Here is a 24,847-nt window from a genome sequence, read left to right on the forward strand (position 1 = left end):
GCCACGGGTCGTCAAACGCAAGTACGTCAAGTGGCACGTCAAACGCGCCCACCATACGACCTGGCCACAGCCCCAAAGCCCGGCAACCTACACCATCGGCCGACCCTAACTGAACGGTATTGGCGCTAGATCGCGTCAGCCGGGGAAGGCGCGTCGGCCCTCGAACCACGTGCTGCGGTCCGCCGGGTCGGCGCTGACGAGGCTCCGGGCGGTGGTGAGCACCGGCTCGCGCTGCCCCGGCGGCCAGCGGTTGGCGTTGCCCACGCCGTCGGTCTGCTGCACGCCGGCGCAGAGCAGCTGGCGGTCGGTGAGACAGACCGAGCGGCCGATCGCGGAGGCGCGTCCCGGTCGGCCGTCCAGCAGCAGCGACTCGTCCTTACGGGTGACCTTCGACAGCGGTTCCGGGCTGGCCAGGGCGTAGAGCGGCGGCAACGGGCCGTCCGGGTCGTCTGGCTCGAGCAGGAGCGTCACGTCTGGGCCGGCGTCTTCTTCCGGGGGGCGGACCTCGATCAGGTCGGCGTGGTAGCCGGTCGGCAGGGCGTCGAGCCGCAGCGGGACCCGGACGGGCGTGGTGGTGAACCGGACCTGCTCGGCGAGCGCGAGCGACGGGGTCCGTCCGCCCTGGCACCAGGCGTTCGCCCACCGACCGTCGGGCCCGCGCCAGAACGCGCCGTGCGGGCGGCTCCGGTGCTTCGGGTCGACGGAGACGTACGTGCCCGGGCGGTCCCCGATCTGCACCCGCCGGCCGCCGCTCAGCCGCGGCATGGCCACCCCGGCCGCGTGGCCCGTCATGGTGCAGTAGAGCGGCCCGCCCTCGTCTGGTCCCGCGAGCTGGGAAGTGCTGCTGAGCTCGCGTACCTCCTGGCTGTTGACCCGCCAGCCGGGCTCGAGCCGGAAGCTGTGGGTCAGCTCCCAGGTGCCGACCGGGTTCGGACGCGCGGGCGCGCTGGGCGCCAACGCCGGAAGCACGGTGACCGCCGGCTCCCGGGTGACGCCGACAAGAACGACCAGCCCCGCGAGCACCGTGACCGCCCCGGCGACGAAGGGCCACCGTCGCCTCGTCACTGCGCGTCCTCGGGTGGGGTCGCCCGGCCGTCGCGCTCGTCGCGATCGGCCCATTCGAGCAGGGTGTCCAACGGGTAGGCGTGGTGGTCGATGTCGGCGTGCAGGTCGCCGAGGGCGGCGAAGCGGGCGGGCATGGTGGCGATCGTGAAGTCCTGCGGCTCGGCGTCGGCGATCTCGTCCCACCGCACGGGGGCGGAGACGAGACCCTCGGGCGTACCGCGGACGGAGTAGGCGCTGGCGATCGTGTGGTCGCGGGCGTTCTGGTTGAAGTCGACGAAGATGCTCGCCGGTCGCCGGTCCTTGCGCCACCAGGTGAGGTCGACCAGGTCGCTGCGCCGTTCGACCTCGCGGGCGAAGGCCAGCGCCGCCCGCCGGACGTCGCCGAAGCCGTGGTCGGGCGGGATCCGGACGTAGATGTGCAGGCCCTTGCCGCCGGAGGTCTTGGGATAGCCGACCGCGCCGAGCTCGTCGAGCACCTCCTCGACGACGCCGGCGACCCGCCGCACTTCGGCGTAGCCGGCGCCGGGCATCGGGTCGAGGTCGATCCGCCACTCATCCGGGCTCTCGGTGTCCTCGCGGCGGGAGTTCCAGGGGTGGAACTCCACCGTCGACATCTGCACCGCCCAGACCACGTCGGCGGGGTGGGTGACGCACAGCTCGTCGGCGTGCCGGTTGTACCGCGGGAAGTGCACCCGGACCGTCTCCACCCAGGGCGGTGCTCCGGACGGCAGCCGCTTCTGGTGCACCTTGGCCCCGTCCACCCCGTCGGGGAAGCGGTGCAGCATGCAGGGCCGGTGGTAGAGCGCGTTCACGATGCCCGGCGCCACCGCGAGGTAGTAGCGCGCCAGGTCGAGCTTGGTCTCGCCGCGGGCCGAGAAGTAGATCCGCTGCGGGTTGCTGATCGAGACCGTACGGCCCTCCACCTCCAGCTCGATCCGCTCGGAACCCATGTCCTGACCGTACCGTTCCCGAAGGTTGTCGAACCCAGCAACGCGTCCCGAGCCTGTCGAGGGCCACGAAGGGTTACGGCTTCCCCTGCCGGAGCCTCGACGGGCCGCTTTCGGTCCGCCGGACGGGTGGCGAGGATGATCGGGAAGACTTCGGCCGGGTAGTCGCGGCCGTTCTCTACTCGATCTTGTCGTGAGCAGCTTGACCAGCCGTCAAGCATTCGTCAGCGGCGGTGGGCCATCAGCTGCCGCAGGGCGAGGAACCGAACCAGGGTCGAGGCGGCGTTGGCCAGGACGAGCACGGCGACCTCGACGGCGCGGCTGGGGGTGCCGTAGGTGTGCAGCAGCCAGAGCGAGCCGCTGGTCAGCGCGAGTCCCACGCCGAAGGCGATCAGGCCGCCGGCGTGGTGCTTGAGCGCGCCGTCGCTGCCACGCAGGCCGAAGGTCAGCCTCCGGTTGGCGGCGGTGTTGGCGACGGCGGTGACCACCAGCGCGAGCAGATTCGCCGCCTGCGCGCCGGTCACCTCGCGCAGCGCGAGGTAGAGGACGAAGTAGGCGATCGTGCTCAGCACGCCGACGCCGCCGAAGCGGATCAGCTGACCGAGCATCCCGCGCGGGACGCCGGGCACGGTGGACGGCACCTCGGAGTCCCGACCCAGCTCGGTCCGCAGCCGCGCCACCGGGATCCGGCCGTTGGCGAAGCCCTTCAGCAGTCGGGCCACTCCACGCAGGTCCTCCTTGGCGGTGGCCACGATGTCGACGGTGCTGTTCGGGTCGTCGACCCAGTCCACCGGCACCTCGTGGATGCGCATCCCCGCCCGCTGGGCGATCACGAGCAGCTCGGTGTCGAAGAACCAGTTGTTGTCCTCGACCAGCGGCAGCAGGTCCGCGGCCACGTCGGCCCGGATGGCCTTGAAGCCGCACTGGGCGTCGGTGAAGCCGGCGGCCAGCGTCCCGCGCAGGATCAGGTTGTAGCTGCGGGAGATGAGCTCGCGCTTGGGGCCGCGGACCACGCGCGCCGAGCGGGCCAGCCGGCTGCCGATGGCGATGTCGGAGTGGCCCGAGATCAGCGGCGCCACCAGCGGCAGCAGGGCCCGCAGGTCCGTGGACAGGTCGACGTCCATGTACGCGAGCACGGGGGCGGCGGAACCGGCCCACACCGCCTTGAGCGCGCGACCCCGACCCTTCTCCGCCAGGTGTACGGCCCGGACTCGGGGCAGCTCGGCGGCCAGCCGTTGGGCCTCGGCCCAGGTCCGGTCGGTGCTCGCGTTGTCGGCGATCGTGATGCACCAGCGGTACGGGAACTCCGCCCCGAGGAACGCCGCGAGCCGGGTGACCGACGGGCCGAGGTCGACTTCTTCGTTGTAGACCGGGATGACGATGTCGACCACGGCGTCGACGTCGACGGAGGAGGCCGTGCTGAGGGGTGCGGCGAGGTCGGGGTGGTCAGGGGTGATGGCGAGGGAGGTCATGGTGGGTCGCTTCCGGGTTCGGTCAGGCATGGGGTGAGGAGCTCAGCGGGTGGGGTTGAGGTCGTAGACCTGGACCCCACCGACGCTCGTCGCGGTGAACTGGGACTCGACCCAGCTCGCGATCTCCGTCGCGGTGCCGTCGCCGCCACCCGGTCCGCCCCGGTTGCCGCCGCCCACGTAGTAGTGGATGTGCCCGGCCGCCACGTAGCTCTGGAACTGGGCCAGCGTCGGACTCGGGTCGCTGCCGGTGAAGCCGCCGATGGCCATCACGGGCAGCTCGGTCGCCAGCTGGTACGTGGCAGACCCTTGCGAGCCGGTGGTCGCCGCCACCCAGCGGTAGCGGTCCGCGTCGGTGCTGAGCAGGGTCTTCAGCTCAGTGCTCACGGTGGCGCTCTCGCCGACACCACCCCCACCCTGGCTGCGGCCGGTCTGGCCGCCGCTGGGGAACCCGCCGCCGCCGGGGAAGGTGCCGCCCCCGGGAGCCGTTCCGCCGCCCGGGACGCCGCCGGGCTGTTGGCCGTTGACGCGCCCGCGGCCCTGGCCGCGACCGGCCGCGCCGCCACCGAAGCCGCCGCCCGAGACCGGTCCGGCCGTGACGATGCCGCCGCTGTGCGGCGTCGCCGCGGTGTTGACCGCGTACGCCACGGGCCCGGCCCCGGCGCCGACCACCGACAGGGCCAGGACGACGGTGGCCAGCAGCCGCGGCAGCCGGTGGCTGACCAGAAGTCCGGTCGTGGCCAGCACGCCGACAGCCAGCACCGGCCAGCGCAGGGTCTCGTACCCGCCGGTCGCACGGCCGAGCAGCACGACCGCCCAGCCCGTGGTCACCGCCATCGTCACGGTCAGCCCGATCCGGGCCGTCCGGGTGGCCCGGCGCGTCCACAGGACGTGGCCGCCGATGGCCACCACGGCGGCGATCGCCGGCGCCAGTGCGACGGTGTAGTAGTCGTGGTAGGTGCCCTGCATGAAGGAGAAGGTGCTGGCGGTGACCAGCAGCCAGCCGGTCCAGACCACCAGGGCCGCCCGGACGGGGTCGGTCCGGGGGAGCCGGCCGCGCAGCACGATCCCGAGGACCGCGAGCAGCAGCGCTGCGGGCAGCAGCCAGCTGACCATGCCACCGGACACGTCGTCGAAGAGCCGGGTGACGCTCGGGACGCCGAACATGCCGCCCTGGCCGGCCGAGGTGCCGAGGATGGTGCTCGCCTCACGGCCGAGGATGCGGCCCAAGCCGTTGTAGCCGATCACCAGGTCGAGGATCGAGTCGTTCGTCGAACCGCCGACGTAGGGCCGCAGCGACGCCGGCACCAGCTCGAGGATCGCGACCCACCAGCCGAGCGAGACGATCATGGCGCCGAACGCGGCCAGCAGGTGTACGAACCGCTTGCGCACCGTGGTCGGCGCGGCGATCAGGTAGACGAGCACGAACGCGGGCAGCACCAGGAAGGCCTGCAGCATCTTGGTCAGGAAGGCGAAGCCGACCAGCACGCCGCCGAGCACGAGCCAGCGGCCGCTGGCCTTCTCGGTTGCGCGGAGGGTGACGTAGGTGGCCAGCGTCAGCAGGAAGACCAGCAGCGCGTCCGGGTTGTTGAACCGGAACATCAGCGTCGCCACCGGAGTGACTGCGAGCAGGGCGCCGGCGATGAGTCCGGCCGCGTGGCCGGTGGAGGGCGAGCCTGCGAGCCCGACCCTCGAGCACGTCCGGCGCACCGACGCATAGAGCACGCCGACGGTGGCCACCCCGAGCAGCGCCTGCGGGACGAGGATGCTCCACGAGCTCAGCCCGAAGGCCCGGACCGACAGCGCCATCAGCCAGAGCGACGCGGGCGGCTTGTCCACGGTGATCGCGTTCCCGGCGTCGAGGGAGCCGTAGAAGAACGCCTTCCAGCTCTCGGACCCTGCCTGCGCGGCGGCGGAGTAGAAGGAGTTGGCGTACCCGGAGGCCGAGAGGTGCCACAAGTAGAGCACGGCGGTCGCGACCAGCAGCAGCGCGAGCGAGAGGCGGCGACCGAGGGAACCCGTGCGCGTCCGGGCCGGGACGACGGCCGAGGCGCCGCTACGTCCGGAGGCGGGCGACGACGGCTCAACGGTGGAGGGGGGCCCGGCAGCGGCGGGTGAGTACAGGGTCGGGCTCGACATGCGGAAAGACTGTGGGCCGGGACTGTGCCGCCGCCGCGAGGGAACTGTGCGGCCGCTATGAGCGTTCGCCTCGGGTGGCCCGGTCAGGCCGGCGACGGGGCGGTGGACTGGGACGTCATCATCGGCAACGCCGACGTTGATGTCGCGCCGCGGCGGCCTCCCTCGCCGATCTGGAAGTGGTATGTGATGGTCGATCAGCCACCCGGTGAGATCTCGTCGAGGTGTGACAACGACGAGGGCGGCACGGCGCAACCGACTGGACGGGGCAGGTGCGGTTCGCTTCTCCACAGGCGCCGTCCGCGACCGGAATCAAGGAGACCTGGATGCTCACCTGCCGCAAGCCCGGCGGCCAGGTGGTCGCCACCCGGCGGGTCGTGGTCGACCAGGCCCGCGAGCCCCCGTCACCCTCGGCGGTCGAGGCACCGCCGCCGCCGTCGTCAGATCACGTTGACGACAGCCAGTGCGCTGATGCTCTGTGCCTCCACCGCCGCCGACTGGACCCGGCTGTGCCTCTCGCCGGGGTGGCGTCAACCACACCACGTCCGGGGCCCCCAGCCCGAGATCGGGTAACTGTCGGACCCCGGACCTACGGTGGCCCCATGAGCCCAAGGTCTTGCCGATGAGCATGGAGAGCGCCGCCTGGTCGCAGCTGTACCGGACGATGTCGGCCCAGCAGGAGCGTCGCCCGTTCACCCGGGCGACGGTGAACCGGATCGCGGCGTTCGCCCGACCCCAGCGGACGACCATCGTGGTGTTCATCGTGCTCAGCGTCGTCGGGGCGTTCCTGGCCATCGCCACCCCGATCCTGGCCGGCCGGGTCGTCGACGCCATCACCAGGAACGTCGCGGCCGGGGTGGTCATCCGGCTGGCGCTGTTGATCGCCGGTATCGCCGTGGCCGAGGCCGGGGTGGGGCTGCTGTCGCGCTGGCTGTCGGCCCGGATCGGCGAGACGCTGATCCTCGACCTGCGGCGCGCGGTCTTCGACCACGTGCAGACGATGCCGGTGGCCTTCTTCACCCGGACCCGGACCGGCGCCTTGGTCAGCCGGCTCAACAACGACGTGATCGGCGCCCAGCGGGCATTCTCCGACACCCTCTCCGGGGTCGTCGGCAACTTCGTGGCGGTCGTCCTCGCGCTGATCACCATGCTGACCATCTCGTGGCCGATCACCGTGCTCGCGCTGCTGCTGCTGCCCGTCTTCGTGCTGCCCGCCCGCCGGATGGGCCACCGGCTGGCCGCGATGCGGTTGGAGGCCGCCAACCACAACTCCACCATGAGCACCCAGATGACCGAGCGCTTCTCCGCGCCCGGCGCGACGCTGGTCAAGCTGTTCTCCCGGCCCGACCGCGAGTCGACGGAGTTCCGGGTCCGAGCCACCCGCGTTCGCGACATCGGCGTCAGCTCGGCCTTCGTGCAGATGGTCTTCGTGACCGCGCTGACGTTGGTCTCGGCCCTCGCGCTCGCCCTGGTCTACGGCCTTGGCGGCTACTTCGCGCTACGCGGCACCCTCGAGGCGGGATCGGTGGTGACGATGGCGCTGCTGCTCACCCGGCTCTACGCGCCGCTGACCTCCCTCGCCGGGGCGCGGGTGGAGGTGATGAGTGCGCTGGTCAGTTTTGAGCGCGTCTTCGAGATCCTCGACCTGCCGGCGCTGATCACCGAACGGCCCGACGCCATGGTGGTGCCCCCCGGACCGGTCTCGATCGCGTTCGAGCACGTCGGCTTCGCCTACCCGACCGCCGACAAGGTCTCGCTGGCCTCGCTCGAGGAGGTTGCCGTGCTGGACAACCGCGGCGGCGTGCCGGTGCTGCACGACATCTCCTTCCGGGCCGAGCCTGGGGAGATGGTGGCCCTGGTCGGCTCGTCCGGCGCGGGCAAGTCGACCGTCGCGCAGCTGTTGTCCCGGCTCTACGACGTCGACTCGGGCGCCGTCCGGTTGAACGGCGTCGACGTCCGAGACCTCACTTTCGCCGCACTCCGCGAGACGCTGGGCATGGTGACTCAGGACGGCCACCTCTTCCACGACTCGATCCGCGGCAACCTGCTGCTGGCTCGGCTCGAAGCGACCGAGGACGAGCTCTGGGCCGCGCTCCGCCGCGCGCGGCTGGACACCCTGATCGCCAGCCTGCCGGCCGGGCTGGACACCGTGGTGGGCGAGCGCGGCTACCGCCTCTCCGGCGGTGAACGGCAGCGGCTCACCATCGCCCGACTGCTGCTCGCGCAGCCGCGGGTGGTCATCCTCGACGAGGCGACGGCCTCGCTCGACTCCACGTCGGAGGCGGCGGTGACCGCGGCCCTGGGCGAGGCGCTCGAGGGTCGGACCGCGCTGGTGATCGCGCACCGGCTCTCGACCGTACGGTCGGCCGACCGGATCCTCGTGCTCGAGGAGGGCCGGATCATCGAGGAGGGTCGGCACGAGCAGCTGCTGGCCGCCGACGGCCGGTACGCCGAGCTCTACCGGACGCAGTTCGCGACGGCCGTCAGCGGCTGAACGGGTGCGGGCCGGACGACAGCCGCTCTGGCGCCGCGGCGGATACCTCGGCCAGGGGCAGCCAGACCGAGAACTCGGTCCGGCCCGGCACGCTGCTCACGGTCACCCGACCCTGGTGGGCCTCGACGACGGCAGCCACGATGGCCAGGCCGAGGCCGGTGCTGGTTCCACTCGTGGCGCCCTCGGCGCGGACCCGGCTGGTGTCGGCGCGGGTGAACCGCTCGAAGACCTTGCTCTGGATGTCGGCGGGGATGCCTTGACCGTTGTCGGTGACGCGGATGAGGGCCTGGCCGTCGCGGATGTCGATCGCGGTCTCCACTCGGGTGCCGGGCGGGGTGTGGGTCCGCGCGTTGGCGAGGAGGTTGGCCACCACCTGGTGCAGCCGGTTCCGGTCGCCGACGGCCAGGACAGGCTCGTCCGGCAGGCTCAGCTGCCAGACGTGGTCAGGTCCGGCGGCGCGGGCGTCGCTGACGGCGTTGATCACGATCTCGGTCAGGTCGGTCGGCTGCACGTCGATGGCCGGCCCGGAGTCCAGCCGGGCCAGCAGCAGCAGGTCCTCGACCAGCCGCGACATCCGCTCCGCCTCCGACTCGACCCGCGACATCGCGTACGCGGCGTCGTCCGGCATCGCCGACCGGCTACGGCGGGTCAGCTCGGCGTAGCCGCGGATGGCGGCGAGGGGGTTGCGCAGCTCGTGCGAGGCGTCGGCGACGAATTGGCGCACCTTCATCTCGCTGGCCTGCCGGGCCTCGAGCGCATCCTCGACGTTGTTGAGCATGTGGTTGAGCGCCTGGCCGACCCGGCCAACCTCTGACGTCGGGTCGGCGTCGGCCGGCGGCACCCGGACCGCGAGCGCCACCTCGCCGCGGTCGAGGGGCAGCTGCGAGACCTGCTGCGCCGTTGCCGCTACCCGGTTGAGCGGTCGCAATCCACGTTCGATCAGCGACCGCGCCAACAAGGCCGCGGCGCCGATGGCGAGCAACGACAGCAGCGCAGACATCGCCAACAGCTGGGCGAGGGTGTGGTCAACCTGATTCTGGGCGACGCCGACGATGACGACACCGGGCTGGCCCTGCTGAGTCGGGCTCGAGATCAGGGTGGCTGGGTAGGCGGTGACGCGGTAGCGCCCGAGCCCCGGCACCTGGATCGTCGACTTCGCCTGGTTCGCCGGGACCTGCGCGAACCGCGCCGCCACGCCGACCGGTAGGTCCGCCGGTCCGGACTCGGTCAGGATGCCGCTGTCGAGCACAGTGAGGTCGGTGGTCACGGCCACCGAGATGGTGCTGATGGGCTGGCCGTACTGAACCAGACCCTGGCTGGGACCGCGTCGACCGTTGTCGCCGCGCTGCCGGGTGGTGACGCTGTTCAACTGGTCGTTCAGCTGGTCCATCAACAATGTGCGGGTGGTCAGCAGCGTCGCAGCGCTCAGCAGGATGGCAACCAACGCGACCAGTGCTGTCACCTGCAGCACCAGGCGACGGCCGAGCGTCCCCTTGCCCAGCGGGTTAGGCGGGGGCGACTGATCGAGGGCCAGGGCGTCAGCCATCACACCGCCGGGCGCAGCACGTACCCCGCGCCACGCATGGTGTGGATCATCGGCGCCCGGTCGAGGTCGATCTTCTTGCGCAGGTAGGAGATGTAGAGCTCGACCACGTTGGCCTGGCCGCCGAAGTCGTAGTTCCAGACCCGGTCGAGGATCTGGGCCTTGCTGAGCACCCGGCGCGGGTTGCGCATCAGGTAGCGCAGCAGCTCGAACTCGGTCGCGGTCAGGTTGATCGGGGTGCCGCCGCGGGTCACCTCGTGGCTGTCCTCGTCCAGGGTCAGGTCGCCGACGACCAGGGTGGAGTCGCTGCGGGCGAAGGCGGCCCCGCTCCGCCGCAGCAGGGCGCGCAGCCGAGCGATGACCTCCTCCAGGCTGAACGGCTTGGTCACGTAGTCGTCGCCGCCGGCGGTCAGGCCGCCGATCCGGTCCTCGACGGCATCCTTGGCGGTCAGGAAGATGACCGGTACGTCCGGGTCCTCGGTGCGGATCCGGCGCATCACCTCGAGCCCGTCGAAGTCGGGCAGCATCATGTCGAGCACGATCGCGTCCGGGCGGGTCTCGCGGGCGGCCTTGACCGCGGCGGTGCCGGAGCCAGCGGTGGTCACCTGCCAGCCCTCGTAGCGCATGGCCATGCTCAACAGCTCGGTGAGGCTCGCCTCGTCGTCGACCGCGAGCACCCGGATCGGGGTGCCGTCGGGGCGGGTGAGCGGGGCTGCGGCGCTGTCGGTTCGGACCATGGGCTCAGCGTTCCACCGATCCTGGGGAGCCGACTGTGTCGACTCTGTGTGTTACCTGTGAGCCGAGCCTACGCGCCCCCCTCGGTCACCTCGGCCGTTCTCCTCGACGCGCCACCGCAGGAGTCCGCTGACCAGGGCGCGGCCGTCGCCGAAGACCGGGAGCAGGAAGGCGGTGTGGGCCAGGAACCACCACGACAGCCAGGGGTCCGCCTGGGATGCCCGCAGACCCACCCCGACCAGCGCGCACGCGGCCGGTCCCGCGAACGCGACGGTCATCGACTGGCGCGGGCTGATGGTGCCCTGGGGGATGACCGAGAAGCGCCAGGTAGTGCGTTCGACCAGGACGGTGGTCACGGTGCTGACCCGGCGGAGCACCATGACGTGCGCGACCTCGTGCAGGGCGAACGCGCCCACCAGTCCCAGCGCCACCGTGCGGGCGAAGCCCAGCGCCAGGCCGAGGAGCACGCGGTCCCCGGACGAGGCGGACCAGACCGCGGCGGCGGCCAGCAGCAGACCGGCGAGCACGAGCAGGGGCCAGACCTGCCCCGCGACCGCGGTGGCGACGCCCGTCACCAGCCGCGGGTCACCGCGCTCGTAGGCCCGGACGGTCAGGTCACGCTCCCTGGGCGAGCGGGTGACGCCGCCGGAGCCGCCACTGGCGGTGCAGCAGCACGGCGAGCACGAGAACCGCCAGGTAGAAGGCGAACACGCCGCCCAGGACGCCCAGGTGCTCGACGCCCATCGAGACACCGGTCGCACCGCCGGCCTGTTCGGTGGTCTCGAAGAACAGCGAGCCGAACAGGCCGACCTTGCGGACGGACTCCTCCCCGGTGCTGAACATCAACGAGAGCAGGGTGACCACGACCGTGGTCAGGGTCAGGACGATCGCGCCGGCGGCAGCGCCGAGGACGCCGAGGGTGGTCTTCATCAATTCTCCTTCGTGGGGGTGGGTGCGGGACGTGTGGTGAGGGCGGCCGGGCTCAGCGGGTCAGACGCCGGCGCGGGCCGCGATGAGGTCGGTGCGGTACTGCGTCAGCAACGCGTAGATCAGCTGCGCGAACGCGATCACCGTGAACGACAGGCCAAAGATGACGAGCAGAGCCGTGGGGTCGGCGACGCCCATCGAGACGTCGACCGCTCCGGTGCTCGACGTGGTGCTGGTGAGGTAGAGCGAGCCGAAGAGGCCGAAGGCGCGGGCCGTCGCCTCATCGGTGCTGAACATCAGAGAGAGCAGGGCGACCACGGCGGTCGTCGCGGTCAGCAGGGCGGCGGCCGCGACCGAGCGCAGCAGCAGCGTGGTCGCGCGCTTCGTCAGCCGGACGCGGGGTCGGCCGGGCCTGGCCTCGCCGGTCTCGGTCTGCTCGGGGGCGGGCTGGTCCGGTCGGGATGGGTTCACGTCTCCTCCTGGAGTCACTGGTAGCGATCGCCCGGACGGAGAACCCGACGCAGGCGGCTGACGCCACGACCATGGCGCCGAGAAGTCCGGCCGGCGGGAGCTGGAGCACACCCAGCCCGAGGGCGGCCAGGGCGACCACCACCACCGTCACGGACAGTCCGATGAAGATCGAGAACGGGTTGTCCTTCTCCGCCGGGAAGACGATCCCGATGCAGAGCGCCACCGTGAGCCCGACGACGCACCCGAAGAGCGCCGTGGCTCCGCTCGCGGCGGTGGTGGAGCCGATCAGGGCCGAGATGGCGACGGCGGGCAGTCCGAACATTGCGAAGAGGAGCAGCTGGGCGCGAAGCAACCGGGCGTAGGTCCGCCACGGCGCGGTCGCGGCTCCGGGGATCATCCGGAGCGGCTGGGTCGCCGCGAACTGGTAGAGCCCGCTGAACGAGAGCAGGGCGAGGCTCCAGAGCGGGTTCGCGACCGGAGCGACGCTGAGGTAGGCGAAGAGCATCACCGCGGTCGCGACGCTCAGCACGGTCTGGGAGTTGCGCAGCAGGCACCAGTCGTACGGCGAGAGTCTCCGGCCCAGCCAGCCGGCCACCGGGACCTTCAGGTAGCGCGAGTGCCGGACGTACTGGGACGGCGTGAGCCCGACGACCAGAGCGCTCAGCGCAGCGACCAGCAGCGCGGCACCCGCGAGGGTGACGAGGACGCCGTGGTGCCGTGCCGTCCAGGAGACCGCGGTGACCCAGAGCAGGGTGTCGCGCCCGTCCAGGTAGCCCCGGCTCACCGCGGTCACCAGGGTCGGCATCGACCGGGCGTAGATCACCACGAGGGTGAACAGAGTCAGGACCAGGGCGACGTTCTGGACGGCGCGCAGCTGCAGCAGTCCGAGCACGCGGGTCAGGAGCAGGTGCAGGATGCTCAGCCCGAGGTAGGTGAGGACGACGGGCACCACGATCGAGATGAGCAACGGCGGCACGGCACGCGGGCCGAGCAGCAGCAGGCTCGCCACTCCCAAGGCCACGAACCCGACGCCGACGACCACACCGGTCATCACCACCTCGTAGGCGAGCAGGGCGGCGACGCGCTCGCGGTTGGTCAGCGGCAGCTGGAAGCTCAGCTCCAGCAGCCCTTCAGCGTTGAGGAAGAGCACCTTCACGAAGAGGAACGCGATCTGCACCCAGAGCACGAGCGAGATGGTGGCGGTGTCGAAGAGCAGCCGCCAGACCGACGCTTGCGTCACCACCGGTTCGAGGAAGAGGTAGGCCGCCGCGCAGCAGACGCCGATCAGGGCGACCGCGAGCGCGCCGAGCACGACCTTCACCGGGCCGGACCGCAGGATGCCGGCGTTCAGCACGCGGCGCCGGAAGAAGCGCAGCAGCAGGGTCGTCAGCGCGAGGGTCTGCCGCGATCTGATCACGGACGGTCTGCTGACTCGAGGTGGTCGAAGACGGCCGTCGCCAGTGAACCCTCGCGGGCCACCAGCCTGGCTGTCGGTTCGTCGAACACCAGCTGCCCGAGATCGAGGAAGAGCACGCGGTCGGCGAGCCGTTCGAGGAGGGCAAAGTCGTGGGTGCAGAGAAGGACGGTGTGCCCGGCGGCTCGGAGCCCCCGCAGGTCGGCCTCGCAGAGGTGCAGGGCCTCCAGGTCCATCCCGTTCAGCGTCTCGTCGACCACCATCAGCGGGCGCCGCATCAGCAGCGCCGCGACCAGCTGGGTCTTCTTTCGCATGCCGTGGGAGTAGTTCTCGATCAGGTCGTCGTACCGGCCGGCCATCGAGTACCGGGCGAAGAGGGCGCGCATCTCGTCGGCGTCCACCGCGACCCCGTACATCCGGGCCAGCAGGTCGACGTACTCCCGGGCGGTCAGGAACTCAGGCAGGTAGTCGTTGCTGGCGAGGTACGTCGCGGCCGCCTTGGCGGCCGCCGACCCGTGCTCGTGGCCAGCGACGGTGATCGATCCGGACTGGCTCCGCAGCAGGTCGAAGATGTTCTTGATCAAGGTCGACTTGCCGGAGCCGTTGGGTCCCACCAGACCGACGATCTCCGAGCCGGTCAGCGAGAAGGAGACGTCATCGAGGACATGTCCTGCGTTGTCGTACGAATAGCTGAGGTGTGCCACGTCCAGGACACTTGTCATCGAATTCCTCTTCCGGGTAGTTTTGGCGGTGTCACCAGCCGGCCCGGGGTTGCCGCCCCGAGCCGACCGATGACACACGGGTGAAAGGTCAGCCGTTCACGACACGGCTGACCTCACGCGCACTGGAAGTAGACCTTCAGACCGAAGTCCTTGAACGACCAGCGCCCGGTGAACGTCTTGCCCTTCTTCACCACGCACCAGATGGCCATCCCGGCGAGGAGCGTCGCGCCGAGCGCCAGGATGACGGCGACGAAGATGAGGAACCACGCGTCGTAGCGCACGATCGCGTCATCCATCTTGGTCCGCAGCTTGTTCACGGCCTTCAGGTGCAGGCCGTACACCTCGTGCGACAAGGTGTCGTTGAGCGTGGAAACGGACAATGGTCCTCCTCGGTTTGTGCCAGCTCCGTGGTGGAGCTCGGCTGGGTTCGAGCGCGAGTGGCTCTGCCCGAAAACCTAGAAGCCAGTCCGGACCCCGAACAATTAACTTTCGGAGAGACCTGTGCGGTCACGCACAAACGCCACCGCTACCGCGGGGTCGTGCCGGGACGAGTGATCAGTCGCGCACGGGGGGCAGCGCGTGCGGGTCGACGAGACCCAGCTGCACGGACCGGATCAGGATGCCGGTACGGGCCTTCACCCCGAGCTTGCGGCCGACCTGGAGCAGGTACTGCTTGACTGAGCCCTCCGAGACGAACATCTGGGCGCCGATCTCGGCGTTGGTCAGGCCCTGGGCCAGCCAGCCGAGCAGCTCGCGCTCGCGCGGCGTCACCGTCACGGCCGCCGGCGCCGTCGGCGCCGGGACCGGCTTCTCGACCAACGACGAGACCAGCTCGCGACGGACGGCACTCGACAGGGGCATCTCGCCCGCCAACGCCTGCTTCAGACCGGCGCACAGGCCGGGACCGCCGACGTCCTTGAGCAGGTAGCCCGACGCGCCGGCCCGCAGCGCCGCCACGACGTAGTCGCTCGTCGAGAACGTGGTCATCGCCACCACGCAGGCCTCCGGCCACGTCGTGCAGATCGCGCGGATGGCGTCGAGGCCCGACATGACGGGCATCTGGAGATCCATCAGGACGAGATCGGGACGCTCCCTGGCGTACGCAGCCACTCCCTCGGCCCCGTTGCTCGCCTCCGCACAGATGACGAAGTCGGGCTGGTGGGCGAAGAAGGAGCGGTAGGCCTCACGCACGAGTGGGTCGTCGTCGGTCACGAGGATGCGGGCAGGGCCGTTCATGGGTCCTCCTGGGCGAGCGGCTGCCGAACGCGGACCAGGGCGCCGGACCCCCTTCCGTGCTCGGCAGCCTAGTGAGTGCCTGAGCGCAGGCACAGGTGGGTGACCACGGACCCGGTCGTGGCTGCCCGAACGTCAGCGAGACTGCCCGAACGTTAGCGAGACTGGCCGATGGTCAGTAGCGGGACCAGGCGCTCCGACGCCAGGGTGAGGTTCGTCAGCTCATCCGATCCGTTGAAGGAGATCCCGATGAAGAAGTTCTGTCTCGTGGCCGCGTCCTCGCTGACCATGATCGTGGTGGCGGCGGCCCCATCCCCCGCCGCCGCCGCCACCACGGCCGCGATCTCGGTCCCTGCGGCCTCCCGGGGGGTCTTCTGCAAGATCTTCCCCCGGCTCTGCGCGTGAGCCGTGCCCCTACCCCCACGTCTGAGGGACGGCGAGCCTGAGCCGGCGGTGCCGTTGGCGATGACGACGCTGGGCGTCGCCGTCTCGGTGGTCGGCCTCGGGCGGGGCCTGCGGTGGTACCGGGGACGCGCGCAGGTCCGGCAGCAGGCGGGCCTGCGTGCTCGTGAACGTCAGATCCTGACCCGCGAGCTCCACGACGTCGTGAACCACCACCTTTCCACCGCCGCGCTGCAGGTGATGGGCTATCTCGACGCGTCCGACGCCGACGAGCTGCGCAGCATCCTGGCCAAGGTCAACCTTTCGGTGAAGGCCGCGCTGGCCGAGCTGCGACAGCTGGCGCGGCTGGAGCCCGACGGGTCGATTTCGGCCGGGGACGCCGTGAACGACCTGACCGTACGCGTCCCACCAGCGGACGTGGCGGACCTGTGGGCGGGCCGGCTCACCGACGCCGGCTTCACCGTGACTGTCGCGATCCCCCGCTCGAGTGAGTCAGAGCGGCTGAGCGTCCTGAGCACGGTGAGCGACGCGATCGAGGTGGCCTGCGACAACATCTTGCGGCACGCGCCGCGGCGGTCGGCCTGCAGCGTCACGCTCGAGAAGCGTCGTGACCAGCTCGTCGTGCGGGTCCGGAGCCCGTTGCCGTCAGGCTCGCTGGTGGCCGGGCAGGGGCAGAGCCTTCGTCGCCTCCGCGTACGGGTCGACCTCAGTGGCGGCACGCTCTGGGCCGGACCGTTCCCCGCTGCAGACGGGCGCGACGCGTTCTGGCTCGTCCAGGTGACCGTGCCCCTTTGACCCTGACCGGGCCGGCAGGTGATGATCCTTGCAGACGAGTTCGCGGTCGGTCGGCCGTCCGACCGACCGAGCACGAGTAGGGGTCGCTCTCGGGGAGGAGCCCCGGTGGTACGTGTCACGAGCCGGTCGGGGCGACTGAGCGGACAGGCCATCGACGACGGTCTCGAGACCGTCCGGCTGACCGTGCTCGCGTTCGTCCTCCTCGACCTGGTGTCCACCCTGACCGCCCTGTCGTACGGGATTTCGGACTTTGGACCGTCCGGCCCCGTCGCTGCGGTCCAGATGCTGCTCGTCACGGCCGCCGCCGCCACGACGATGTGGTGGCGCACGCGCGCTGCCCTCGTCCTCACCTGGGCGGTGGTGGTCCTGGAGTTCGCCGTCGCGCCGTCTGGGATGGAGCCCTGGCTGGTCCTGATCACGGGCGTGACGATCGCCGCCCGAGGCCGTCCGCTGGTCCTCGCGCTCGGCGCCCTGGCGCACCTCGCCTACGGTGTCGGGTTCGGCGTGCGAGGCGCGAGCCGGTACCCGGGATCTGGAGTGGAGACCGGCCTGGTGACCGTCGCGTTCTCCACCGCAGCGTTCGGGGTCGGACTGCTGGCGCGGCTGCTGCTCGACGTACGGGACCGGTGGTGGTCCCGGGTGCGCGAGCTCGAGCGGGGGAACGCCGAGATCCGCGCGGTCGAACGACGCCGGCTGGCCGACGACCTGCAGACCGCCGTCACCAGCGGCCTCACCGAGATCGGCCAGGTCGTCGCGGCTGCCCGGCAGTCAGCCGAGCCGGCCGCGCTCCAACGTGGTCTCAGCCAGGTCGACGCACTCAGCAGGTCGCTGCTGGCCGAGCTGCGGGTGCTGTTGGAGGTGCTCCGGTCGGAGTACCTGCCGGACGAGCCGGTGGCCCCGGCCGGCCGGCGAGCCGGAGGCCGGCGCTGGGTCGACCTCCTCACGGCCCGGCACGTCCGGTTCGCTGCGGCTGCGGTGTTCGGCCTGTCGGCCCTCCGGGTGCTGGTCGGTCACCTCCTGGGTGCCCCCGGTCTTCCGACCGATGCCCTGGCCGTGGAGCTGATCAGCCTGATGGCCTGGGCGCTGGCCGCGCTCCGGCCGGCCGCCGGTGTGCCGTGCGGGGTCGCCGCCCTGGTGGTGTCGAGCGTGCTCGACCCGTCGGGCTACTGGGACGTGCTGGCGGCTGCGCTGCTGTGCCTGGTCACGGGCGTCCGCTTCGGCCCGCGCGGCGCGTGGCTGGTGGTCCTCGGACTGGGCGGCTACGCGGGCGTGCTGACCGTCAGGGCGGACGACGACCCGGTCGCCCACCTGATCGTCCTCGGCTACGTCGGCGGACTGGCCTGGGTGGGGGGACTGGTCGCTCGGCACTTCCTGCTGGCCCACCAGAGCTCGCGCCGCCAGGTCGACGACCTGATGGAGGAGCGCCCCAACCTCGAGGGGCAGGAGCGCAGCGCCCTGGCCCGCGAGCTGCACGACGTCGTCGCCCACCAGGTGTCGCTGGCGACGATGGCAGTGCTGGCGACCTCGTGGAGCGATGATCAGGAGATCCTGCGCGGCACGCTCGACCGGGTTCAGCGGCACACCGAGGCGGCGAGGAGCGAGCTGGACACGCTGCTCGTGATGATGCGTGGGCCGTGGAGCGACCAGGCGCGGCCCACGCCGCTGCTCACCTCCGCGGTGAACGCGGACGTCCTCGCCAGACGGCTTGCCGACCACGGGTTCACGCCGGTGATGAGCGTCGACGCGGAGGTCGACGCGCTCGACGACACCACGCAGCGGACCCTCGGCCGGATCATGCAGGAGGGGGCGACCAACATCCTGCGCTACGCCCCGGCCGGCTCCCGCTGCTCGTTCACGGTGACCGTGGCGGGTGACCAGGTCCGGCTGGCCATCACCAGTCCCCGGACGCCGGGCGGCCGGGCCAGCGACGTCTCGCTGGGCTGGGGCCTCCGCGGGATCCGGGAGCGGGTCGAGCTGGTCCACGGCACCTTCCGGGCTGGCCCGGACGACCGCTCGTGGACGGTGGCGGTGACCCTGCCGGTCCTCCGGGTTGTCAACGGTCCGCCGGCCCCATCGGGCGAGGCCCGGCACCAGGACGCAGCCCTGGGCTGAACCGCCCTCAGCGGTGGTCGGTGCCGTCGACCACCGTCGCGCCGGCCTTGCGGACGGCCCCGTCGACGCCCCCGACACCGACCGACAGCAGCAAGGTCGCCCAGCAGCAGGGAGATGCCGAGCAGCACGAGGCCGGCGAGCCCGATGACCAGGAACGTCGTCACGACAGCATCTACGTGGCACAGGGAAGTCTCCGTGACCAGGCGGAACGCAGTACTGCACCCTGTCGCCGGCGGAGGTCGCGCGCCGATGCGCCGACCGATGAGCTGAGCCCCGATCGGAGTATCAGGGTCACGACCATCTCGTCGCCCGACGCGGCCACCTGTGGTCACCCGGCTGGAGTTCCGGCTGGCCACGTAGCTTCTCGCCGAAGGCGTCATCGGCCATGTGCCTCTGAACGCGCTCCGCCCACCTCGAATCACGATATGTTCATCACGAGATTCGATATGACAGGAGTGCGGTCATGAGAGGTCGTCGGGCGTTCCGCTTGGCGGGGGTGCTGGCCCTGCTGGGCATGGTGGCGTCCGTGACGGCGGCGGTGCTGACGGGCGCGGTCGGCGTGGCGGCACTCACTGGCCGGATCGGCTATCCCTACGCCGTCGAGGTCGGGCCGATCCACGCTCAGTGGCGGATGACCTTGCCGGTCGCCGGGTCAGGCGACATCTGCCAGCGTGCCTCGGTATCTGACCAGGGACCGGCCGCCTGCTACCGCTTCTTCCTCCATCAGTCAGCCGATGCCGGCAGCCGCCAGGCCCGCCGACAAGACGCCGACGTCCGGCCCAGCGAGGTCGAGCTCCGCGGGCAGGCCGAGCTCGTCACCGTCCCCGGCTGGAGCCCGTACGTCGCTGCCGTCGTGCTGCACGAGGTGATCACGATGCTGGGTTTGGCCGTGCTGTCCTACCTGCTGTGGCGAATCCTGTGGGCGGCAGCGGCGGGCGATGCCTTCACCCGGCCCACGGTCCGCAGGCTCCGCCTGATGGCGGTCCTCGTCCTAGCCGGCGCGCTGGTCGGCCCCGTCCTCAACGGACTCGCCCGGATCGACGTCCTGGGCTACTGGTCGGAGTCGTTCGGGGTCTACCCCGAGCTGCAGCCCCGGTCTGATCTCGCGCTGTCCGGCAGCCAGATCGCCGTAGCGCTCGTGCTGTTCCTGGTGGTCGAGGTTTTCCGGCACGGTGCCGTGTTGGAGGACGAGGCCAGGGCAACGGTCTGACGTGATCGAGACTCGCCTCGACCGGCTGTTGCTGGAGCAGAAGATGACGCTGACCGACCTCGCCGGACGGGTCGGGATCACGGTGGCCAACCTCTCCATCCTCAAGACAGGCAAGGCCCGGGCGGTCCGGATCGCCACCTTGGACGCCATCTGCCGAGAGCTGCACTGCCAGCCCGGCGACATCCTCGTCTACCGAGACGATCCCGAGGGGACATGACCGGCTGAGCCGCCGCCCGTGGGGCGTGGGAATGGCGCATCGCCCTCGGAGGTTGAGCCAGGTGCACTCAATCAGCACCACGCCCTACTTGAGTGAAGGCTGCTCAGGTACTAAGGTTGAGCGCAGCAGGCTCAAGCATCACCAGACTTTACTGGAGGAATTTCACCATGGCTCGTGCAGTCGGTATCGACCTCGGCACCACCAACTCCGTCGTCGCCGTCCTCGAAGGCGGTGAGCCCACGGTCATCCCCAACGCCGAAGGCGCGCGCACCACGCCGTCGGTCGTCGCGTTCGCCAAGGGCGGCGAGGTGCTGGTCGGCGAGGTCGCCAAGCGCCAGGCCGTCACCAACGTCGACCGGACCATCCGTTCCGTCAAGCGCCACATGGGCACGGACTGGAAGGTCAAGATCGACGACAAGGACTACCGGCCGCAGCAGATCAGCGCCTTCGTCCTGCAGAAGCTGAAGCGGGACGCCGAGGCCTACCTGGGCGAGCAGGTCACCAACGCCGTGATCACCGTGCCGGCGTACTTCTCCGACGCGGAGCGCCAGGCCACCAAGGAGGCCGGCGAGATCGCGGGCCTGACCGTCGACCGGATCATCAACGAGCCGACCGCGGCCGCGCTGGCGTACGGCCTCGACAAGGCCGGCACCGACCAGACGATCCTCGTCTTCGACCTCGGTGGTGGCACGTTCGACGTGTCCCTGCTCGAGATCGGTGACGGTGTCTTCGAGGTCAAGGCCACCAAGGGCGACAACCGTCTCGGTGGCGACGACTGGGACGCCCGGATCGTCGACTTCCTCGTGAAGCAGTTCAAGACCAAGTACGGCACCGACCTGTCCAAGGACAAGATCGCCCGCCAGCGCCTGCAGGAGTCGGCCGAGAAGGCCAAGATCGAGCTCAGCTCCGCGAGCGAGACCTCGATCAACCTGCCCTACATCACCCTCGGTGAGAACGGTCCGCTGCACCTGGAGGAAAAGCTGACCCGCTCGGAGTTTCAGCGGCTCACCTCCGACCTGCTCGACCGGTGCCGCACCCCGTTCAACGCGGTGATCGAGGACGGCAAGATCAGCGTCGGCGCCATCGACCACGTGATCCTGGTCGGCGGCTCCACCCGGATGCCGGCCGTCGCCGAGCTCGTCAAGGAGCTGACCGGTGGCAAGGACCCCAACAAGGGCGTCAACCCCGACGAGGTCGTGGCTCTGGGTGCCAGCCTGCAGGCCGGCGTGCTCAAGGGCGAGGTCAAGGACGTGCTGCTGCTCGACGTGACCCCGCTGAGCCTCGGCATCGAGACCAAGGGGGGCGTGATGACCAAGATCATCGAGCGCAACACCACGATCCCGACCAAGCGCTCGGAGGTCTTCACCACCGCCGACGACAACCAGCCCTCGGTGATGATCCAGGTCTACCAGGGTGAGCGTGACTTCGCGAAGGACAACAAGTCCCTCGGCAACTTCGAGCTGACCGGCCTGCCGCCGGCCCCGCGCGGCGTGCCGCAGGTCGAGGTGGCCTTCGACATCGACGCCAACGGCATCGTGCACGTCCACGCCAAGGACCTGGCGACGGGCAAGGAGCAGTCCATGACCGTCACCGGCGGTTCTGCGCTGGGCAAGGACGACATCAGCCGGATGGTTCAGGAGGCCGAGGCCCACGCCGAGGAGGACCGGCTGCGGCGCGAGGGCGTCGAGCTGCGCAACGAGGCCGAGAACCTCGTCTTTCGCACCGAGAAGCTGCTGAGCGAGAACGCCGACAAGATCACCGACGAGGTGCGTACGCCGGTCGAGGAGTCGCTGACCGAGGTGAAGTCGGCGCTCGAGGGCACTGACAACGACGCAGTCAAGGCGGCGGTCGAGAAGCTCAACACGACCAGCGCCGCGGTCGGACAGGCCATGTACGCAGCCGCTCAGGCCGCGCAGGCTCCGTCCGAGGCCGGTGCGCCCAGCGAGGACGCCGAGTCCAACGGCGCCAGCTCAGCCGCTGCTGAGGACGACGTGGTCGACGCTGAGATCGTCGACGACGACTCCGCCGACCGTAAGTGAGCGGCCGGATGACCGACGAGCAGGAGCAGGAACAGAGCGGGCCGACCATCCGCGACAAGCGCCGGATCGACCCGGAGACCTACCAGGTCAGGGAAACCAGTCCCGCTGCGGCCCCGGCCGATCCGGAGCCCGCGACGGTTCCGGCAGAAGGGAACGACCAGGTGGACCAGCTCGAGGCAGCGCTCGCCGAGCGGACGGCCGACCTGCAGCGGTTGCAGGCCGAGTACGTCAACTACAAGCGGCGGGTCGACCGTGACCGCGACGTCGCTCGCAAGTCGGCGCTGGAGGGGCTCGTCAAGGAGCTGCTGCCGGTGCTCGACGACCTGCGGTCCGCCCGCGAGCACGGTGAGCTGACCGGGGCCTTCAAGGCCGTCGGCGACGAGGTCGAGCGGGTCACGGCCAAGCACGGGCTGGAGACGTTCGGGACCAAGGGCGACGCCTTTGACCCGCACATCCACGACGCGCTGATGCACGCCCACGCCGAGGGCATCACCGGTCCGACGTGCGTGGAGATCTTGCAGCCCGGTTACCGGATCGGCGAGCGCGTGCTGCGGCCGGCGCGGGTGGCCGTGGCCGAGCCCAGCGAGCCGGCGGCCCCGGCCGAGCCGGAGGCCTCCGTCGCGCAGGACCCGGCGGAGGAGACGGTGGTCGGTGAGCCGACCTCCGGCGCGTAGCAGCAAGGCAGCAGTGAGCAGCGCCCGCGGACCGCGGGCGCTGCCCATCCCCGGAGGGAGGCGTTCGTGAGCACCAAGGACTGGATCGAGAAGGACTACTACAAGACCCTCGGGGTCGCCAAGGACGCCAAGCCCGAGGAGATCAAGAAGGCCTACCGCAAGCTGGCGCGCGAGAACCACCCCGACCAGAACCCGGGCAACCCGGAGGCTGAGCGGCGCTTCAAGGAGGTGTCCGAAGCCAACGACGTGCTCTCCAGCGACACCAAGCGCAAGGAGTACGACGAGGCCCGGCGGCTGTTCGGGGGCGGCGGCTTTCGCTTCCCGCGGAGCGGCGGTGCGACCAGCGGAGGCGCCGGACCGTCGGTCGACGACCTGTTCCGCTCGGGCGGTGACAGCGGGTTCTCCGACATCTTCGGCGGCCTGTTCAACGGCTCGGGCACCACGGCCCGCACCCGGACGACGTCGGCCACCCGTGGGCCGCGTCGGGGCAGCGACGTCGAGGGCGAGGTGACCGTCGACTTCGTCCAGGCGATCGAGGGTGTCACCGTCGGCATGCAGATGGTCTCGGACTCGGCCTGCGCCGAGTGCCGCGGTACGGGTGCCAAGGCCGGCACGGTGCCCAAGGTCTGCCCGACCTGTCAGGGCTCAGGGATGCAGACCTCGACCTCCGGCGGAGTGTTCGCGGTGACCGAGCCGTGCCGCGACTGCCGCGGCCGCGGCATGGTCGTCGAAGACCCGTGCCCGGTCTGTCACGGCTCGGGCCGGGGCAGTTCGACCCAGACGATGCAGGTACGGATCCCGGCCGGCGTCACCGACGGCCAGCGGATCCGGCTGAAGGGCAAGGGCGGTACGGGAGAGAACGGTGGTGCGGCAGGCGACCTGTACGTGGTCGTACACGTCCGGCCCCACCCGGTCTTCGGCCGCAAGACCGACAACCTGACGCTGACGGCGCCCGTTACCTTCAACGAGGCGGCGCTCGGGGCCGAGATCGAGGTACCCACGCTCGGCGGTGCTCCGGTCACCTTGCGGGTGCCGGCCGGTACGCCGAACGGGCGTACCTTCCGGGTCCGGGGCAAGGGCGTGACCAAGCGTGACGGCACCAAGGGCGACCTGCTGGTCTCCGTCGAGGTTGTCGTGCCGGACTCGCTCAACGAGCAGGCGCGGGCGGCGCTCTCGTCCTACGGTGATGCCGTCGGCGCGGCAGACGTACGCGCCCGGCTCTTCCGGTGAGGCTAGTTCCAGGTAGCGAGGAGGAGGGTCACGTGTCGACGTCAGAACTTCCGCAGCGGATCGACTCCGACGCGCCCGTCTTCGTCATCTCCGTGGCCGCGCAGCTGGCTGGCATGCACCCGCAGACCCTGCGCACCTACGACCGGATGGGTCTGGTCTCGCCCCGCCGTACGTCGGGGCGAGGCCGGCGCTACTCCGCCCGCAACATCGCACAGCTGCGGCTGATCCAACGGCTGAGCCAGGACGAGGGCATCAACCTCGAGGGCATCCGCCGCATCCTGGCCATGCAGGACGAGATCGAGGACCTCCGCGCCCGGGTCAACGACCTGAGCGAGCTGCTCGCCTTCGCCCGCGCCGCCCCGCCCGGGGTCCGCGTCTTCACCGCCGACCCGCGAGGCGACGTCCACCTCGGCGGGATGCCCCGACGCCGTCCCGCTCCTCGGGCCATCACCTCCCGCTGAGCGGAATGAGTCGTCTAGGTTCCGACCGGCCGTGCTCGATCTGAGCTCATCGAGCTGAGCCGCGTCGGTTAGTCGGTGACCTTGACACCCTTCCAAAAGGCGAGCCGGTCCTTGATCTGAGCGGCCGCGTCCTTGGGGCTCGGGTAGGTCCAGGCGGCGTCGACGTTGGTTTGGCCGTCCACGTTCAGGCTGTAGTAGCTCGCCGTACCCTTCCACGGGCAGACGCTGTGGGTGGCGGTCTCGGTGAGGACCCCGGGCTGCACCGAGTCGATGGGGAAGTAGTGGTTGCCCTCGACCACTACCGTGTCGTCGGACTCCGCGATCACCGTGCCGTTCCAGCTCGCCTTCATGCCGTCTCCCTTGTTGTCGCCGTGTGACTCAGTCTGCTCCGGCCAGGCAACCTCGGCCTCGTGCGGCTGACGAGGTGACCGGGGTCACTCTCTCAGGTCTGTGGATAACCTCCCCGCGAACTCCCGCGTCCGTAACGTTGGGGCTTGACCAAGCAAGTCCTCAACACAGAGATCGGCCCGCGGGGGTCGGTGAAGGAGTGT

At 70.6% G+C, this 24,847-nt stretch carries 24 protein-coding genes; 10 read left to right on the top strand and 14 right to left on the bottom strand.

All coding sequences use genetic code 11. From position 1 onward, the window contains the following. Positions 1-135: 135 nt before the first annotated feature. From ACFE76_RS19490 to ACFE76_RS19505, 4 genes are all read right to left on the bottom strand, one after another. Positions 136-1,065, bottom strand: a complete 930-nt coding sequence (locus ACFE76_RS19490) for a hypothetical protein (protein WP_375433446.1) — start codon at positions 1,063-1,065, stop codon at positions 136-138. Beyond that, complete coding sequence (locus ACFE76_RS19495) at positions 1,062-2,015, bottom strand: DNA polymerase domain-containing protein (RefSeq protein ID WP_375433447.1); 954 nt, start codon at positions 2,013-2,015, stop codon at positions 1,062-1,064. The genes ACFE76_RS19490 and ACFE76_RS19495 overlap by 4 nt, the downstream gene beginning before the upstream one ends. 221 nt (positions 2,016-2,236) lie before the next feature. Continuing rightward, positions 2,237-3,484, bottom strand: coding sequence for a glycosyltransferase (locus ACFE76_RS19500; RefSeq protein ID WP_375433448.1), 1,248 nt, complete (start codon positions 3,482-3,484; stop codon positions 2,237-2,239). A gap of 42 nt (positions 3,485-3,526) precedes the next feature. After that, positions 3,527-5,620, bottom strand: a complete 2,094-nt coding sequence (locus ACFE76_RS19505) for an ArnT family glycosyltransferase (protein ID WP_375433449.1) — start codon at positions 5,618-5,620, stop codon at positions 3,527-3,529. 619 nt (positions 5,621-6,239) lie between these two features. On the opposite strand from ACFE76_RS19505, the gene ACFE76_RS19510 reads away from it, so the two are divergent. Beyond that, the gene (locus ACFE76_RS19510; RefSeq protein WP_375433450.1) at positions 6,240-8,111 is read left to right on the top strand and encodes an ABC transporter ATP-binding protein; all 1,872 of its coding nucleotides are present in this window, start codon (positions 6,240-6,242) and stop codon (positions 8,109-8,111) included. On the opposite strand, the gene ACFE76_RS19515 is transcribed toward ACFE76_RS19510, so the two are convergent. The 9 genes from ACFE76_RS19515 to ACFE76_RS19555 all read right to left on the bottom strand — a co-directional run bounded on the left by ACFE76_RS19515 (position 8,101) and on the right by ACFE76_RS19555 (position 15,159). After that, complete coding sequence (locus ACFE76_RS19515) at positions 8,101-9,657, bottom strand: sensor histidine kinase (protein WP_375433451.1); 1,557 nt, start codon at positions 9,655-9,657, stop codon at positions 8,101-8,103. The genes ACFE76_RS19510 and ACFE76_RS19515 overlap by 11 nt on opposite strands. Next, a complete protein-coding gene (locus tag ACFE76_RS19520) occupies positions 9,657-10,391 on the bottom strand; it encodes a response regulator transcription factor (RefSeq protein ID WP_375433452.1) in 735 nt (244 codons plus the stop codon). Before ACFE76_RS19520 ends, ACFE76_RS19515 begins: the two co-directional genes overlap by 1 nt. 51 nt (positions 10,392-10,442) lie before the next feature. After that, positions 10,443-10,964 carry a hypothetical protein gene (locus ACFE76_RS19525; protein ID WP_375433453.1) on the bottom strand — a complete coding sequence of 174 codons (522 nt, stop codon included), beginning with the start codon at positions 10,962-10,964 and terminating at the stop codon, positions 10,443-10,445. A 40-nt stretch (positions 10,965-11,004) separates the two neighbouring features. Beyond that, positions 11,005-11,319, bottom strand: coding sequence for a hypothetical protein (locus tag ACFE76_RS19530; protein ID WP_375433454.1), 315 nt, complete (start codon positions 11,317-11,319; stop codon positions 11,005-11,007). 60 nt (positions 11,320-11,379) lie between these two features. Next, complete coding sequence (locus tag ACFE76_RS19535; protein WP_375433455.1) at positions 11,380-11,613, bottom strand: hypothetical protein; 234 nt, start codon at positions 11,611-11,613, stop codon at positions 11,380-11,382. Then, positions 11,597-13,204, bottom strand: coding sequence for a hypothetical protein (locus ACFE76_RS19540; protein ID WP_375433456.1), 1,608 nt, complete (start codon positions 13,202-13,204; stop codon positions 11,597-11,599). The genes ACFE76_RS19535 and ACFE76_RS19540 overlap by 17 nt, the downstream gene beginning before the upstream one ends. After that, the gene (locus ACFE76_RS19545; protein WP_375433457.1) at positions 13,201-13,923 is read right to left on the bottom strand and encodes an ATP-binding cassette domain-containing protein; all 723 of its coding nucleotides are present in this window, start codon (positions 13,921-13,923) and stop codon (positions 13,201-13,203) included. Before ACFE76_RS19545 ends, ACFE76_RS19540 begins: the two co-directional genes overlap by 4 nt. A gap of 113 nt (positions 13,924-14,036) precedes the next feature. Beyond that, a complete protein-coding gene (locus tag ACFE76_RS19550; RefSeq protein WP_375433458.1) occupies positions 14,037-14,303 on the bottom strand; it encodes a hypothetical protein in 267 nt (88 codons plus the stop codon). Between the two features lie 175 nt (positions 14,304-14,478). Beyond that, positions 14,479-15,159 (bottom strand): response regulator, encoded by a 681-nt coding sequence (locus tag ACFE76_RS19555; protein WP_375433459.1) that lies wholly within the window; start codon positions 15,157-15,159, stop codon positions 14,479-14,481. 246 nt (positions 15,160-15,405) lie between these two features. Here ACFE76_RS19555 and ACFE76_RS19560 point away from each other — a divergent pair, with 246 nt between their 5' ends. The 9 genes from ACFE76_RS19560 to ACFE76_RS19600 all read left to right on the top strand — a co-directional run bounded on the left by ACFE76_RS19560 (position 15,406) and on the right by ACFE76_RS19600 (position 24,296). Continuing rightward, complete coding sequence (locus ACFE76_RS19560; protein WP_375433460.1) at positions 15,406-15,561, top strand: hypothetical protein; 156 nt, start codon at positions 15,406-15,408, stop codon at positions 15,559-15,561. 48 nt (positions 15,562-15,609) lie between these two features. After that, positions 15,610-16,353, top strand: a complete 744-nt coding sequence (locus ACFE76_RS19565; RefSeq protein ID WP_375433461.1) for a sensor histidine kinase — start codon at positions 15,610-15,612, stop codon at positions 16,351-16,353. A 105-nt stretch (positions 16,354-16,458) separates the two neighbouring features. Beyond that, entirely contained in the window at positions 16,459-18,465 is a 2,007-nt protein-coding gene (locus tag ACFE76_RS19570; protein ID WP_375433462.1) for a histidine kinase, read from the top strand. A 463-nt stretch (positions 18,466-18,928) separates the two neighbouring features. Beyond that, positions 18,929-19,675 (top strand): hypothetical protein, encoded by a 747-nt coding sequence (locus ACFE76_RS19575; protein ID WP_375433463.1) that lies wholly within the window; start codon positions 18,929-18,931, stop codon positions 19,673-19,675. A 1-nt stretch (position 19,676) separates the two neighbouring features. Next, positions 19,677-19,892 (top strand): helix-turn-helix domain-containing protein, encoded by a 216-nt coding sequence (locus ACFE76_RS19580; RefSeq protein ID WP_375433464.1) that lies wholly within the window; start codon positions 19,677-19,679, stop codon positions 19,890-19,892. A 167-nt stretch (positions 19,893-20,059) separates the two neighbouring features. Next, the gene (gene dnaK / locus ACFE76_RS19585; protein ID WP_375433465.1) at positions 20,060-21,931 is read left to right on the top strand and encodes a molecular chaperone DnaK; all 1,872 of its coding nucleotides are present in this window, start codon (positions 20,060-20,062) and stop codon (positions 21,929-21,931) included. Positions 21,932-21,939: 8 nt separating this feature from the next. Further along, a complete protein-coding gene (gene grpE, locus ACFE76_RS19590; RefSeq protein WP_375433466.1) occupies positions 21,940-22,605 on the top strand; it encodes a nucleotide exchange factor GrpE in 666 nt (221 codons plus the stop codon). 66 nt (positions 22,606-22,671) lie between these two features. After that, positions 22,672-23,835 (top strand): molecular chaperone DnaJ, encoded by a 1,164-nt coding sequence (gene dnaJ, locus ACFE76_RS19595; RefSeq protein WP_375433467.1) that lies wholly within the window; start codon positions 22,672-22,674, stop codon positions 23,833-23,835. A gap of 32 nt (positions 23,836-23,867) precedes the next feature. Then, the gene (locus ACFE76_RS19600) at positions 23,868-24,296 is read left to right on the top strand and encodes a heat shock protein transcriptional repressor HspR (RefSeq protein ID WP_375433468.1); all 429 of its coding nucleotides are present in this window, start codon (positions 23,868-23,870) and stop codon (positions 24,294-24,296) included. A gap of 68 nt (positions 24,297-24,364) precedes the next feature. Here the strand turns inward: ACFE76_RS19600 and ACFE76_RS19605 are convergent, their stop codons facing one another. After that, entirely contained in the window at positions 24,365-24,646 is a 282-nt protein-coding gene (locus ACFE76_RS19605) for a DUF427 domain-containing protein (RefSeq protein WP_375433469.1), read from the bottom strand. Positions 24,647-24,847 lie beyond the last annotated feature (201 nt).

This window comes from uncultured Friedmanniella sp. (assembly GCF_964244005.1).
Lineage (GTDB): Bacteria > Actinomycetota > Actinomycetes > Propionibacteriales > Propionibacteriaceae > Microlunatus.

What these genes read in the sequence shown, in the direction of transcription:
- ACFE76_RS19495 (WP_375433447.1), bottom strand. Translation starts at nt 2,015, where the DNA reads ATGGGTTCCGAGCGGATCGAGCTGGAGGTGGAGGGCCGTACGGTCTCG.
- ACFE76_RS19500 (WP_375433448.1), bottom strand. Translation starts at nt 3,484, where the DNA reads ATGACCTCCCTCGCCATCACCCCTGACCACCCCGACCTCGCCGCACCC.
- ACFE76_RS19505 (WP_375433449.1), bottom strand. Translation starts at nt 5,620, where the DNA reads ATGTCGAGCCCGACCCTGTACTCACCCGCCGCTGCCGGGCCCCCCTCC.
- ACFE76_RS19510 (WP_375433450.1), top strand. Translation starts at nt 6,240, where the DNA reads ATGAGCATGGAGAGCGCCGCCTGGTCGCAGCTGTACCGGACGATGTCG.
- ACFE76_RS19515 (WP_375433451.1), bottom strand. Translation starts at nt 9,657, where the DNA reads ATGGCTGACGCCCTGGCCCTCGATCAGTCGCCCCCGCCTAACCCGCTG.
- ACFE76_RS19520 (WP_375433452.1), bottom strand. Translation starts at nt 10,391, where the DNA reads ATGGTCCGAACCGACAGCGCCGCAGCCCCGCTCACCCGCCCCGACGGC.
- ACFE76_RS19530 (WP_375433454.1), bottom strand. Translation starts at nt 11,319, where the DNA reads ATGAAGACCACCCTCGGCGTCCTCGGCGCTGCCGCCGGCGCGATCGTC.
- ACFE76_RS19535 (WP_375433455.1), bottom strand. Translation starts at nt 11,613, where the DNA reads ATGTTCAGCACCGATGAGGCGACGGCCCGCGCCTTCGGCCTCTTCGGC.
- ACFE76_RS19545 (WP_375433457.1), bottom strand. Translation starts at nt 13,923, where the DNA reads ATGACAAGTGTCCTGGACGTGGCACACCTCAGCTATTCGTACGACAAC.
- ACFE76_RS19555 (WP_375433459.1), bottom strand. Translation starts at nt 15,159, where the DNA reads ATGAACGGCCCTGCCCGCATCCTCGTGACCGACGACGACCCACTCGTG.
- ACFE76_RS19560 (WP_375433460.1), top strand. Translation starts at nt 15,406, where the DNA reads ATGAAGAAGTTCTGTCTCGTGGCCGCGTCCTCGCTGACCATGATCGTG.
- ACFE76_RS19575 (WP_375433463.1), top strand. Translation starts at nt 18,929, where the DNA reads ATGAGAGGTCGTCGGGCGTTCCGCTTGGCGGGGGTGCTGGCCCTGCTG.
- dnaK (WP_375433465.1), top strand. Translation starts at nt 20,060, where the DNA reads ATGGCTCGTGCAGTCGGTATCGACCTCGGCACCACCAACTCCGTCGTC.
- grpE (WP_375433466.1), top strand. Translation starts at nt 21,940, where the DNA reads ATGACCGACGAGCAGGAGCAGGAACAGAGCGGGCCGACCATCCGCGAC.
- ACFE76_RS19605 (WP_375433469.1), bottom strand. Translation starts at nt 24,646, where the DNA reads ATGAAGGCGAGCTGGAACGGCACGGTGATCGCGGAGTCCGACGACACG.